The 13,099-nt window shown below is 73.0% G+C and carries 11 protein-coding genes; 6 read left to right on the plus strand and 5 right to left on the minus strand.

Translation table 11 applies throughout. From position 1 onward, the window contains the following. The gene (locus tag ACGF5T_RS08590; RefSeq protein ID WP_366766805.1) at positions 1 to 1,614 is read right to left on the minus strand and encodes an IclR family transcriptional regulator C-terminal domain-containing protein; all 1,614 of its coding nucleotides are present in this window, start codon (positions 1,612 to 1,614) and stop codon (positions 1 to 3) included. A 106-nt stretch (positions 1,615 to 1,720) separates the two neighbouring features. Further along, positions 1,721 to 3,019, minus strand: a complete 1,299-nt coding sequence (locus ACGF5T_RS08595; RefSeq protein ID WP_366766804.1) for a M6 family metalloprotease domain-containing protein — start codon at positions 3,017 to 3,019, stop codon at positions 1,721 to 1,723. Positions 3,020 to 3,323: 304 nt separating this feature from the next. Between ACGF5T_RS08595 and ACGF5T_RS08600 the strand changes: the two genes are divergently transcribed. After that, complete coding sequence (locus ACGF5T_RS08600; RefSeq protein ID WP_366766803.1) at positions 3,324 to 3,977, plus strand: helix-turn-helix domain-containing protein; 654 nt, start codon at positions 3,324 to 3,326, stop codon at positions 3,975 to 3,977. Positions 3,978 to 4,182: 205 nt separating this feature from the next. Next, positions 4,183 to 5,718: an MFS transporter gene (locus ACGF5T_RS08605; protein ID WP_356609037.1), complete on the plus strand. Its 1,536-nt coding sequence runs from the start codon at positions 4,183 to 4,185 to the stop codon at positions 5,716 to 5,718. A gap of 100 nt (positions 5,719 to 5,818) precedes the next feature. Here ACGF5T_RS08605 and ACGF5T_RS08610 read toward each other — a convergent pair whose 3' ends face one another. Continuing rightward, on the minus strand, positions 5,819 to 6,343 hold the full coding sequence (locus ACGF5T_RS08610) for a MarR family winged helix-turn-helix transcriptional regulator (RefSeq protein ID WP_392887259.1): 525 nt from the start codon (positions 6,341 to 6,343) through the stop codon (positions 5,819 to 5,821). A 133-nt stretch (positions 6,344 to 6,476) separates the two neighbouring features. Here ACGF5T_RS08610 and ACGF5T_RS08615 point away from each other — a divergent pair, with 133 nt between their 5' ends. Next, positions 6,477 to 7,238: a class III extradiol ring-cleavage dioxygenase gene (locus tag ACGF5T_RS08615; protein ID WP_356609108.1), complete on the plus strand. Its 762-nt coding sequence runs from the start codon at positions 6,477 to 6,479 to the stop codon at positions 7,236 to 7,238. Positions 7,239 to 7,301: 63 nt separating this feature from the next. Here the strand turns inward: ACGF5T_RS08615 and ACGF5T_RS08620 are convergent, their stop codons facing one another. Further along, on the minus strand, positions 7,302 to 7,820 hold the full coding sequence (locus tag ACGF5T_RS08620) for an N-acetyltransferase family protein (protein ID WP_356609033.1): 519 nt from the start codon (positions 7,818 to 7,820) through the stop codon (positions 7,302 to 7,304). Positions 7,821 to 8,049: 229 nt separating this feature from the next. Here ACGF5T_RS08620 and ACGF5T_RS08625 point away from each other — a divergent pair, with 229 nt between their 5' ends. Beyond that, positions 8,050 to 9,048, plus strand: a complete 999-nt coding sequence (locus ACGF5T_RS08625) for a sigma-70 family RNA polymerase sigma factor (RefSeq protein ID WP_356609031.1) — start codon at positions 8,050 to 8,052, stop codon at positions 9,046 to 9,048. A 461-nt stretch (positions 9,049 to 9,509) separates the two neighbouring features. After that, positions 9,510 to 10,262, plus strand: a complete 753-nt coding sequence (locus ACGF5T_RS08630; protein WP_392887263.1) for a TetR/AcrR family transcriptional regulator — start codon at positions 9,510 to 9,512, stop codon at positions 10,260 to 10,262. A 104-nt stretch (positions 10,263 to 10,366) separates the two neighbouring features. Here the strand turns inward: ACGF5T_RS08630 and ACGF5T_RS08635 are convergent, their stop codons facing one another. Continuing rightward, positions 10,367 to 11,338 carry a YafY family protein gene (locus tag ACGF5T_RS08635; protein WP_356609029.1) on the minus strand — a complete coding sequence of 324 codons (972 nt, stop codon included), beginning with the start codon at positions 11,336 to 11,338 and terminating at the stop codon, positions 10,367 to 10,369. 62 nt (positions 11,339 to 11,400) lie between these two features. On the opposite strand from ACGF5T_RS08635, the gene ACGF5T_RS08640 reads away from it, so the two are divergent. Further along, positions 11,401 to 12,921, plus strand: coding sequence for an MFS transporter (locus ACGF5T_RS08640; RefSeq protein ID WP_356609027.1), 1,521 nt, complete (start codon positions 11,401 to 11,403; stop codon positions 12,919 to 12,921). Positions 12,922 to 13,099: the final 178 nt, after the last annotated feature.

The raw sequence follows: 13,099 nt of genomic DNA on the forward strand, positions 1-13,099 counted from the left end.
TCAGGTCGTCGGCACCGTCCTGAACCGCCCCGCCACCCGCAGGTCCGCCTCGACGAGGTCGGCGGTGCGCCGCAGTTCCGGCAGGACGTCCGCCACACAGGACGCCGCGCTGCGGCGGGCCGCGTGCGTCGCCACGTTCACGGCCGCCACCACCCGGCCCGTACGGTCGCGCACCGGTACCGCGAGGGAGCGCAGACCCGCCTCCAGCTCCTCGTCGACCAGGGCGTGACCCTGGGCCCGGACCTCGGGAAGGGCGCCGCCGGGCCGACCGGCCAGCAGGACGCGCCCCGGTGCCGTCGCGTACGCCGGGCGCCGGCCGCCGACCGTGACGTGGGCGCTCAGCACGTGGCGCGTGGACGCCCGGGCCGTGTACTGGATCTCCTCGCCCGAGTCCGCCAGGACGGCCAGGGAGGCCGGCTCCCGGACGCGGTCGGCGAGGGCGGTCAGGTGCGGCTGGGCGATCTCGGGCAGGGAGGTGCGGGAGAGCGGCGGGAAACCGAGGGACAGCACCCGCGGGGTGAGCGTGAAGGCGCGGCCGGGGGCGGGTGCGACCAGCCCCGCGTGTTCGAAGGTGATCAGCGCCCGTCGTACGGTCGCCCGGGCCAGGCCCGTCGCCTTCGCGATCTCCGTGAGGGTCGGCGCCGGCCGGCCCTCGCCGAAGGCGGTCAGTACGGTCAGCCCGCGGGCCAGCGACTCGACGAACTCCCTGCCCAGCTCCTGCTTCGACGCGCCCGTCCAGACGGCGAGGCCCGCGGGCGGCGGCCCGGGCTCCGGCGGCGGGGCGGTGCGCAGGTCGTCCTCCATCGCCGCGACGGCCGTGCGCAGGTGGGGGAGCAGGGCCGCCCGCAGGTCCCCGGCGGTGTGGCGGCTGGTGTGGCTCACCACGCTCGCCACGCACGCCACCCGGCCGGAACCGGGGTCCCGGACCGGGACCGACACCGCGACCAGGCCCGGTTCGATCAACTGGTCGTCCAGCGCCCAGCCGTCGGCCGCCGCCCGCGCCGTACGGTGCTCGAAATCCTCGTCGTAAGCGGTGTGTTCCCGCGGGGGGACGGCCGGGAAGGTGCGGTCCCGCGGGTCCGCCGCCCGGCGGTCGTGCCAGCGGCGCCAGTCGGCGTCCGTCCACTCGGCGGCGAACAGCGGGCCCGGCGCGGTGCGTTCGGCGGGGAGCAGGTCGCCGATGCGGAAGCTGAGGGACATCGCGCGGCGGCGGGTGGCCTGGTGGATGAAGCGGATGCCGTCGCGGTCGCCGACCGCGAGGGACACCGACTCGTCCAGTTCGTCGGCCAGGGCGTCGGCCCGGGCGGACAGCAGGGCGGGCAGGCGCAGCGCGGCCAGGTAGGCGTTGCCCAGTTCGGTCAGGCGGGGGGCGAGCGTCACGTCCCGGCCGTCGAGGCGGACGTATCCCATGCGGGCGAGGGTCGCCGTGACGCGGTCGACGGTGGAACGGGCCAGGCCGGTCGCCTTCTCCAGTCCGCTGAGGCTGAGGGTGCCGCCGTCCGCCTCGGTCAGCCGGCGCAGTACGGCGAGGCCGCGCAGCAGCGGGGCCACCGCCTCGGCCGGGGCGGCGCCACCCCCGTCGCGCGGGGTGTCGTTCGTGGTGTGGGCGGGCATCGGCTCTCCGGTACGGCGATCGCGGCAGGCCTACCGTAATCCCGGCCGCCCCGGGCCCGTGCCGCGCGGCGGCCCCGCGTCCGTAGGCCCGCCCGCCCCCGGTCGTTCACCCCCGGGTGACCCGTACCTTGTGGTCGCCGTTCGGGTCCGCCGCCGACACCGTGATCGTGACGCCCCGGCGCGGGTCCTCGAAGGTCTCCCCGGGAGTGAAGGCGGCGTCCGAGAGTTCGGCGTGGACGTTCGGGCTGCGGGTGCAGCCGCCGCTGTCCCGGCGGGAGTCGTACACCGTCACGGGGCCCATCCCGGTGTCCACGTCCGCGTCGACCTTGTAGATCAGCACGCCCGGCCGGCACACCGTGTCGTCGTTGCCCTCCTGGGTGCGCAGCTCGACCGCGTACCCGCTGCGGCCGTCCAGCGGGACGACGACCACCTTGTCGCCGCCCCTGCGGGCCAGCGGCGTCAGCGTGTACTCCTTCGTCCCCGGGGCCGACGCGCAGTGCACCTGGGCGGGGTCCAGCCAGCCCAGCTTCCACTTGTGCCAGCCGAGGAGGTCGTTGTTGGCGCCCCAGTCCTCACTCATGATGTCCCAGTGGCCGACGGCCCCGCCGCCCTCCTGGGTGTAGAGGTCGGGGAGGCCGAAGACGTGGCCGTTCTCGTGGGGGAGGACGCGGTAGCCGGTCTCGTCGTAGGAGCCCGAGCCGTCGTCCTGCCGGGAGTAGACGAAGGACGCGTTGGCCACCGGGACGCCGTCGGCGACCGGGGCCTCGGGGTTGCCGGCGAAGGTGACGGACAGGACGGTGTCCAGGGCGGACGGGCCGGCGTTGGGGGTGACCAGCACGTTCAGGAGGTCGTACGCCTGGAAGTCCACCTCCGCGTCGGCCTCCGCGACCAGGTCCTGCACCATCTCCCGGTAGCCGGGCTCGAAGGGCGCGCCCCGCTCTATGACGTACGCGGCGAAGGACTTCGGCATGCGCAGCCAGTCGCGGACCGGGGTCTCGGGGCGGTAGTCGAGGCGGCCGTAGGAGCTGGTGCGGAACCACTCCGCGGTCTGCGGCAGGAACTCCGCGTACCGGTCGAGCGCCTCGCCCTCGCCGGGCGCGTCGGAGAAGTCGATCATCAGGGTGAGGGCGCGGACGGTGCCGGTGGAGCGGGCGTAGCCGGCGGACGTGGGGACGCCCTCGGACATCTGGACCTCGGGTCCGCCGGTGATCATGCAGGGGCCGTGCGCGGAGGACCGGGAGAGGGCGGCCGGGCCGGGTCCCGCGGCCGTGGTGCCCGGCGCGAGCCCGCCGGTGCCGGCCGAGGTGCTGACCGCGAAGGTCACGACGGTGACGGTGGCGATCGCGGCCAGCCGGCGCGGGCGTATCCGACGGCTCGGCGGCTGCACCTGCGGCTGCGGCTGCATGCAGACCTCCCGGACCACGGCAGCCGCCGGACACCGGCTGCACCCTTTCGATCACCCTGTGCCGAGGGCGGGAGGGGCGCGCGCTGGAGGAGCCGATCGTGGGTTTCTCACCGGTAGCCGCCGACCGGGGGAGAGGGGACGGAGGAGGGCAGCAGGGGAAGGCTAAAGAAGTGTGACCCACGTCACGGCATTTCTTTCCCGGCCGGGGAAATAACCGGGGATCGTTTCCCCGTTTAGCCAGGTGTCCGAGTGAAACGGGGACTCCCTCCCCGGATCGCCAGCCCCACCGCCCGAGGAGTACGCCGTGGAGACCGCAACCCCCGAGCAGCACAAGGTGACCCGGCCCCGAGCCGACGCCCTGCGCAATCGGGAGCGGATCGTCACCGCCGCCCGCGAGATGTTCGTCGAGCACGGCCCCGACGTGCCGCTCGACGACATCGCCCGCCGGGCCGGCGTGGGCAACGCCACGGTGTACCGCAACTTCCCCGACCGCGACGCCCTCGTCCGCGAGGTCGTCTGCTCGGTCATGGACCGTACGGCACGGGCGGCCGAGCTCGCGCTCGCGGAGAACGGTGACGCCTTCGGAGCGCTGGAGCGCTTCGTGCACGTCGCCGCCGACGAGCGGATCAGCGCCCTGTGCCCCATGGTCTCCAGCACCTTCGACCAGCACCACCCCGACCTGGAGGCGGCGCGTGAACGGGTCGAGCGGCTCATCGCCGAGGTCATGGACCGGGCGAAGGCGGCCGGTCAGCTCCGTACCGACGTGGGCGTGGGCGATCTGATGATCGCCGCCGCCCAGCTCAGCCGGCCCCCGGCCGGTACGGGGTGCCTGAGCGCCGACCGGTTCGTCCACCGCCATCTGCAACTGTTCCTGGACGGGCTGCGGGCTCCGGCCCGCTCCTCCCTGCCGGGCACCGCCGTGACCATGGAGGAGCTGCGCCGGCCCTGCGACCGGTAGCCCCGCTACCGCTGTCTTTCTGAACCGCCTCCCTCGACCGTCTCCCTGAACGACTGACGCCCCGAACCGGCGGACGGCGGCTACGTGGCCGCCGTCCCGGTACCGGTCGTCCCTGCTCGTCTTTTCCGTCGTCCCGAATTCACGTTCTCCGTCACGTCACGAAGTCCCGTTTTCTCCGTCACGAAGTCCCGAAGTGGGTATCCCCATGTCTGAAACAGCCCTCAAGGCCCCCGGCGTCCCGGACGCCGGCCGCTGGAAAGCGCTCGTCTTCATCGCGCTCGCCCAGCTGATGGTCGTCCTGGACGCCACCATCGTGAACATCGCCCTGCCCTCCGCCCAGCAGGACCTCGGCATCTCCGACGGCAACCGGCAGTGGGTCGTCACGGCCTACGCCCTCGCCTTCGGCGGTCTGCTGCTGTTCGGCGGCCGGATAGCCGACCTGTGGGGCCGCAAGCGCACCTTCGTCACCGGCCTGGCCGGCTTCGCCGTCGCCTCGGCGCTCGGCGGCGCGGCCACCAACGAGGCGATGATGTTCGGCTCCCGCGCCCTCCAGGGCGTCTTCGGCGCCCTGCTCGCGCCCGCCGCGCTCTCCCTGCTCGCCGTGATGTTCACGGACGCCAAGGAGCGCGCCAAGGCGTTCGGCATCTACGGCGCGATCGCCGGTGGCGGCGGCGCCGTCGGCCTGATCCTCGGCGGTTTCCTCACCGAGTACCTGAACTGGCGCTGGACGTTCTTCGTCAACATCCCGTTCGCGATCGTCGCGGCGGCCGGCGCCTACCTCGTCATCCGGGAACCGCAGGGCAGCCGCAACCGCTCGCCCCTCGACGTGCCCGGCGTCATCCTCTCCACGCTCGGCCTGGTCGCGCTCGTCTACGGCTTCACCCGCGCCGAGTCGAACGGCTGGAGCGACGCGGTGACGGTCGGCATGTTCGTCGGCGCGGCCGTGCTGCTGCTCGCCTTCGTGGTCGTCGAGTCGAAGGTCAAGGCCCCGCTGCTGCCGCTGCGCGTCGTCACCGAGCGCAACCGGGGCGGGATCTACCTCTCGCTGGGCCTCGCGATCATCGCGATGTTCGGGCTGTTCCTCTTCCTCACCTACTACCTGCAGATCGTGCAGGGCTACTCGCCGGTCAAGACCGGCTTCGCCTTCCTGCCGATGATCGCGGGCATGATCACGGGCTCCACGCAGATCGGTACCCGGCTGATGACCCGGGTCGCGCCCCGGCTGCTGATGGGCCCGGGCTTCCTGGTCGCCGCCCTCGGCATGCTGCTGCTGACCCAGCTGGAGATCGACACGTCCTACACCGCCGTGCTGCTGCCCGGCATGCTGCTGCTCGGCCTCGGCATGGGTACGGCCTTCATGCCGGCCATGTCCATGGCCACCCAGGGCGTCGAGCCCCGGGACGCCGGCGTCGCCTCCGCGATGGTCAACACCTCGCAGCAGGTGGGCGGTGCGATCGGTACGGCGCTGCTGAACACGATCGCCGCCTCGGCCACCACGTCCTACATCGCCGACCACATCGGCGGCGCCGCCTCCCGCTCCCAGCAGCAGCTGGTCCAGCTGGAGGGCCAGGTGCAGGGCTACACCAGCGCGATCTGGTTCGCCGTCGGCATCCTGGTGGCCGCCGCGGTGATCGCCCTGACCTTCGTCAACGCCGGGCGGCCGGGCGGCACCACCGTCACGGGTTCCGGTGCGGGCGACGCCGTCGAGGACGAGCTGCCGGTGCCGGTCGTCGCCCACTGACGCCGGACACCGCACCCCTTCGGGTCTCCTGTTCCATCCGTGCGCAGGGGGAGGGGACGCCCCCGGCGCACGGCTCCCAGGACCTGCCCCGGCCGCGCGCTCAGCGCAGCCAGGGCAGGTCCGCGCCCGCTTCGCTGGGCTGAAGTCCCTCGGCGACGATCCGCATGATCTCGCCGAGGGACTTCTGCTGTTCGGGGGTGAGTCGGTCGAACACGGCCTGGCGCACGGCCTCCACATGTCCCGGCGCGGTCTGCCCGAGGACCGCGTAGCCCTCGTCCGTGAGCACCGCGAACTGGCCCCGCTTGTCGGAGGGGCAGTCCTCGCGGCGCACCCAGCCGTTCTTCTCCAGCCGCGCGATCGCGTGCGAGAGGCGGGAGCGGGTGATCTTCGCGTACCGGGCCAGCTCCGTCATCCGCAGCCGCCGCCGGGGTGACTCGGCGAGCTTGACCAGCAGGCCGTAGTAGACGTGCGGCATCCCCGCGTCGCGCTGGAGCTGACGGTCGAGATGGTCCTCGAGGAGGGTGGCGGCCTCGATGTACGAGCGCCAGACGCGCTGTTCCTCGGCGCTGAGCCAGCGGGGCTCGTCGGCGGGGGACGGGATGGGTGCCGTGTTCATGTATCCCATCGTACGGAACCACTGCTTGAAATTTAAACAATGGGCGGGTAGATTCCTGAACAGCAGAGCTTGAGTTTTCAAGCAGTTCAGCAAGGCCAGCAGTACTGGAGGAGGCCCCATGTCCGCCGCCCCCCGGGAGCGCATGCCCGCCCTCTATCTGAGCCACGGCGCCCCGCCGCTCGCCGACGACCCCGTCTGGCCCGGCGAGCTCGCCGCGTGGGCCGCGGACCTGCCCCGCCCCCGGGCCGTCCTGGTCGTCTCCGCCCACTGGGAGGAGGCCCCGCTCGCCCTCGGCGCCACCCGGACCGTCCCCCTGGTCTACGACTTCTGGGGCTTCCCCGAGCACTACTACCAGGTGCGCTACGAGGCTCCGGGAGCCCCCGCGCTCGCCGAGTCCGTGCGCAAGCTGCTGCGTGCCCCCGGGACGCCCGTACAGGACGTCCCCGACCGCGGCCTCGACCACGGTGCGTACGTGCCGCTGGTCGAGATGTACCCCGGCGCCGACATCCCGGTCCTCCAGGTCTCCATGCCGACCCTCGACCCGGCGCGGCTCATGGAGATCGGCCGCAGGCTCGCGCCGCTGCGCGACGAGGGCGTCCTGATCATCGGCTCCGGCTTCTTCACCCACAACCTGGCCGCCCTGCGCCGGTCCGGCGTCCCCGGCTGGTCCGCCGAGTTCGACGACTGGGGCAGGCGCGCGCTGGACGCCGGTGACGTGGACGCGCTGCTCGACTTCACCCACAAGTCCCCGGCGGGCCTGCTCGCCCACCCGCGCACCGAGCACTTCGCCCCGCTGTTCGTGACGATGGGGGCCGCGGACGCCGCCGGCGAACTGGATCTGCGCAGGTCCGTGATCGACGGGTTCTGGATGGGGCTGGCCAAGCGGTCGGTGCAGTTCGGCTGACCTGGGCGGGCAGGGGCGGGCAGGGGCGGCTGGGGGAGGGTCGGCCAGGGCGGGCCGGGGGCCCTACAGCGGCTTCTCGTACCAGGCCACGTCCCAGTACCGGCCGAACTTGCGGCCCACCTCGCGGTACGTGCCGACAGGGCGGAAGCCGAGGCGCGTGTGCAGCCGGACGGACGCCTCGTTGGGCTGGGTGATGCCCGCGTAGGCGCGGTGCAGGTCCTGGCCCGCCAGGGCCTCGAAGAGGGCCGTGTAGAGAAGCGTGCCGATGCCCCGGCCACCGGCGTGCGGGGCCACGTAGACGGTGGTCTCCACCGAGGTCCCGTACGCGGCCTTCGCGCGGTAGGGGCTGGACGTGGCGTACCCCAGGATCGTCCGCGAGTCCGCGTCCGTGGCAACCCTCAGGCGGTACGGGCCGTCTTCAGGGTGGGAGAGCAGCCACGGGCGGCGCTCCCGCGGAGTGAACGGTTCGGTGTCGAACGTGAGGGGCGTCTCGCGTACGTAGTGGTTGTAGAGGTCGGTGAGGGGCTCGAGGTCGTCCTCGACCCACGGTCTGACCTGGACCTCAGTACGTTCCGTCGGCATCGTGCCTCCCTGTGTGGCGGCACAGGGTACTGCATGATCAGAAAAATCGGAGGGAGCGCTGGGAATTCTGTCCGGTTTCCAGTCGTTGTTTCCATCGGATGCAGGGCACCCGAGGAGAGTCCCGAGAGAGACAGGAGCGTCCCGAGAGTGGATCGGGACCGGAGACGACCCCACAGGTGACCGACGTCCACAGGACCGCCCGCTGAACCACCATCGCAAGGGAGCACGCATGGCAACCCGTGCCGTCGCCCGTCGTAAGTCCGCCACCGGCGAGACGAGCGCCGCGGCAACCAGCGTCCGCGCCAACGGCGGCGAGCTCGCCGACCGCGATCTGGTCGGCATGTACCTCGACGAGATCGCGCGCACACCGCTGCTCGACGCCGCCAAGGAGGTCGAGCTCAGCCAGACCATCGAGGCGGGTGTGTTCGCGCGGCAGGTCCTCGAAGGCTACGAGGAGACCGGGGCGGACGCCACCCGGGAGGAGCTCCAGGCCCTGATCGACGAGAGCGAGCGGGCGAAGGACGTCTTCATCCGTTCCAACCTCCGTCTGGTCGTCGCGGTCGCCCGCCGCTACCCGCGCAGCGGCCTGCCGCTTCTCGACCTCATCCAGGAGGGCAACGCCGGCCTGGTCCGCGCGGTCGAGAAGTTCGACTACCGCAAGGGCTTCAAGTTCTCCACGTACGCGACCTGGTGGATCCGCCAGGCCATCACCCGGTCCATCGCCGACCAGTCCCGCACCATCCGGCTCCCCGTCCACCTGGTGGAGGAGCTGGGCAGGATCCGGCGCGTGCAGCGCGAGTTCAACCGCGAGCACGGCCGCGAGCCGGAGCCCGCCGAGATCGCCGCCGAGCTGGGCTCGACGCCCGAGCGCGTCACCGACGTCCTCGACTGGGCCCGCGACCCGGTCTCGCTGAACATGTCGGTGGACGACGAGGGCGAGACCCAGTTCGGCGACCTGCTGGAGGACACCTCGGCCGTGTCGCCCGAGCAGTCGGTGATGACGCTGCTGCGCAGCGAGGAGCTCGACGACCTCATCGGCCGCCTCGACCCGCGCACGGCCTCCATCATCAAGATGCGGTACGGCATCGACGACGGCCGCGAGCGTACGCTGACCGAGGTCGGCAAGGAGCACGGACTGACGCGCGAGCGCATCCGGCAGATCGAGAAGCACGCGCTGCTGGAGCTGAAGAAGCTGGCCCGCGACACCGGCTTCGAGGCGGCGGCGTAGGCAGGACGCGGCACGGCCGGCGGCACCGCCCGCGACGATCGCGCCGCCGGCGCCCGTGAGGGAGGGGGCGTGGCGTGATGCGTGGGGCGCACGCCGGTGGCCGAACCCCGCGCAAACATGGCCGTACAACGCTGCTTCAACCGGCGGGGGCCCGGGAAAAACTACTCCGGGCCCAGCGGTTCCGCCCCGGACCACCGCCTCGCGGACCGGCCTACGGGCCACCCAGGACCACGTCCCGACGCACTCCCCCCGGCGCCGGGACGCTCCCGAGCCGGGCTCGGCGCCCCTTCCCCCCGGGGTGCCGCAGCCCGGCTCCTTCCGTGTGGGAGCGCGGACGCGCACCGTCGCGCAGCGAGGCGGACGCACCGGGCGGTTCACCAGGGCGGCGGGACACCCCGGACCTGAACCCCGGGGTGGCCCGCCGGATGGCAGATTCTGCCACAGCGGCATAGCCTGCCGAAGTGAGCAGCTCCACCCCCGCATCGTCCGGCCACCCCGCGTCGTCCGGCCACCCCGTCCCGTCCGCCGGTCCGGCGCCCCTCGCCTCCTCCCCGCCGTCCGCCTCCGGTACCGGGGAGCTCTCCCTGACCGAGCGGCGCAAGGCCGAGACCCGGATGGCCATCGCCCGCGCGGCGGCCCGCCTCTTCGTCGGGCAGGGGCTGCGGGCCACCCGGGCCGAGGACATCGCCCGCGCCGCCGGCGTCGCCCCGCGCACCTTCTACCGCTACTTCGCCACCAAGGAGGAGGCCGTCGCCCCGCTCTACGCGCTGGGCGCCGAGCGCTGGGCGGCGGCGGTGCGCGAGGCCCCCGCCGCGCTGAGCCCGTCCGAGGCGCTGGAACACGCCGTGCGGCACACGCTGACCCCGGGCGCCGGCGTCTCGGCGGCCTCCTGGGAATGGGCCCGCACGCTCATCCGGCTGGCCGAGAGCAGCCCGGCCCTGCGCAAGGTGTGGGCGGAGGTCTGCCACACGACGGAGCGGGCCCTGGTGGAGGTGCTGGCCGAGCGGATGTCCGGCGGCGACGACAACGTTGCCGCGCGCCTGAGGGACACGCCCGAACTGCACTTCGGCGCCGCCGTCGCGGGGGCGGCGGTACGGGTGGCGGTGGAGCGCTGGGCGTCCTCCCCCGACGCCGCCCGCAGTCCCCTGGAGCCGGCCCTGCGCAACCTGGAAGCCATGCGGGGGTTCACGTGGGAGCCCGGCCCCCGGCCCTAGGCCGACGGCGCGTGGGGCGTGGAGCGTGGGGCGTGGGGCGTGGGGCGTGGCACCCACGGTGTCCTCCGCGCCCCCGTGGGTCACAAGCCCTCCCCCCTCGGCGGTCACGGCCCCTCCGCCGCCCTAGCCAACCGCGCCCCCAGCCGTCGTACGCACTCCACGAGCTCCACCGGCTCCCGCACCCGGAAGTCCACGTCCAGCATCGCGAGACGCAGCGCCATCCACTCCACCGAGTCGGACACGGTCGCCCGCAGGACGCACGACGTGCCGTCGTCCGCCGCCTCGGGTGCCCCCAGCCACTGCGGGAGGCGTGCCGCGACGACCTCGGCCGGGGCGTCGAAGGCGACCACGATCCCGTACGAGCCGGCCTGCCGCTGCATCGAGCGCCGCAGGTACTCCGCCGCGCTCCCGGTCGGCAGCTCGCGCGGAGCGAACCGCGCCCCGGTCGCCGACGGCTCGCTCACCCGGTCCACCCGGAAGGTCCGCCAGTCCTCCCGGTCGAGGTCGTAGGCGACCAGGTACCAGCGGCGCCCCGTCGACACCAGCCGGTACGGCTCGGTCACGCGCCGCGACTCGGTGCCGTCCCCCGCGCGGTAGGCGAACCGCAGCCGCTCCCGCCCGGCCACCGTGGACGCCATGACGGTCAGCGTCTCGGGGGCGATGCTCGGGCCGTCCCCGCTGGTCAGCGGTGTGGTCGCGGCCTGGAGCGTGGCGACGCGATGGCGTAGCCGCGACGGCAGCACCTGTTCCAGCTTGGCCAGCGCCCGCACCGACGCCTCGTCCACGCCCTCCACCGCGTGCCCGGCGCCGGCCCGCAGCCCGACCGCGATCGCCACCGCCTCCTCGTCGTCGAGGACGAGCGGCGGCATCGCCTTGCCGGCCACCAGCCGGTAGCCCCCGTCGGCGCCCATGGTCGCCTGTACCGGATAGCCCAGCTCGCGCAGCCGGTCGATGTCCCGGCGGACCGTGCGACGGGAGACCCCGAGCCGGTCGGCCAGCTCGCCGCCGGGCCACTCGCGGGGCGTCTGGAGGAGGGAGAGGAGCGTCAGCAGCCGGGCCGGAGTATCCGTCGTCATGATGCCGAGGATGCCGCATATCTAGGACCGGATCTGTCCTATTGAGGGCCTAGCTTCGTTCCATGACCTTCTCGCACACCCCGGATCCCGCCCCGGCCCGGCAGGCCGCCGGCGACCGCCGTCGCTGGTTCGCCCTCGCGATCGTGATGACCGCCGCCTTCATGGACCTGGTCGACGTCACCATCGTCAACATCGCGATCCCGTCGATCCAGCGGGACGAGGGCGCCACCTTCAGCCAGATCCAGTGGATCACCGCCGGTTACGCCCTCGCCTTCGCCGCCGGCCTGATCACCGGCGGACGGCTCGGCGACATACACGGCCGCAAGCGGGTGTTCCTCGTCGGCATCGGCGGCTTCACCGTGGCGTCCGCGCTGTGCGGCCTCGCCGTGAACCCGGAGATGCTGGTCGCCTCCCGCATCCTCCAGGGCGCCATGGCGGCGCTGATGGTGCCGCAGGTGCTGTCGATCGTGCACGCCACCTTCCCTGCGCACGAACGCGGCAAGGTGTTCGGCCTGTTCGGCGCGATCGTCGGCCTGGGTGCCGTGTCCGGCCCGCTGCTGGGTGCCCTGCTCACCGAGTGGAACCTGTTCGGGCTCGAGTGGCGGCCCATCTTCCTCATCAACCTGCCGGTCGGCGTCGCCGGACTCGTCCTCGGCAGCCGCTACATCACCGAGTCGAAGGCGCCGCGCGCCCTCAAACTCGACCTGGTCGGGGTCGCCCTGGTCACCCTCGGTCTGCTGATGCTGGTCTACCCGCTCACCCGGGGCCGTGAGCTGGGCTGGCCGCTGTGGGGGTACCTCTCGATGGCCGGCGCGGTCGTGGTCCTCGCGGTGCTGGTGGCGTACGAGCGGCGCAAGAGCGCCCGGGACGGTTCGCCGCTGGTCGAACTGTCGCTGTTCCGGGTGAAGAGCTTCGCGGCCGGTATCGCCGTGCAGACCGTGTTCGGTGTCGCGCTCGGCGTCTTCTTCCTGGTGTGGACGCTGTACATGCAGGTGGGGCTCGGCTGGAGCCCGCTGCGGGCCGGACTGACGGGCGTGCCGTTCTCGCTCGCCGTCTCCGTGGCGGCCGGGGTGTCGGTGCAGAAGCTGGTGCCGCGCTTCGGACGCAAGGTGCTCCAGGCCGGCGCGCTGGTGATGGCGGCCGGTGTCCTGCTCTACATCTGGGAGTCCGCGCACTACGGCCTCGGCGTCACGTCCTGGCAGATGGCGCTGCCGCTCGTCGTCATGGGCGTCGGCATGGGCCTGATCGTCGCCCCGCTGACGGACGCGGTGCTGTCCCAGGTGCCGCGGGAGCACGCCGGGGCCGCGTCCGGGCTCATCAACACCGTGCAGCAGATGGGCAACGCGCTCGGGCTCGGCCTGGTGTCGGTGGTCTTCTTCGGCACGATGAGCGACCACTTGGCCCCGGCCCGCGTCGGCCCTGCCTATGCGGACGCCTTCGAGAACGCGCTGGGCTGGGTGGCCGCCGTCCTGGCCGTGATCTTCCTGCTGATGTTCGCGCTGCCCAAGCGGCCCGCCCAGCACGTGGAGGGGGCGCAGGACGACACGGGCCCGGCGCTGAAGAAGGAGCCCACGCTGGTCTGATCACCGCGTCCCCGCGGGCGGCGAAGGGGGCGGGTCCGGCACTCCGGTGCGGCCCCGCCCCCTTCGCCGCCCGCGCTCTCCCACCCCTGTTCCGCTCTCCCCCACCGCATGTCTGTTCATGCCCGTTCGTGTGGGACTGCTTCCGCTTCTCTGTTTACAAAGCGGAATGCCGGGCGTA

Source organism: Streptomyces sp. NPDC047853, from assembly GCF_043204535.1.
Classification (GTDB): domain Bacteria; phylum Actinomycetota; class Actinomycetes; order Streptomycetales; family Streptomycetaceae; genus Streptomyces.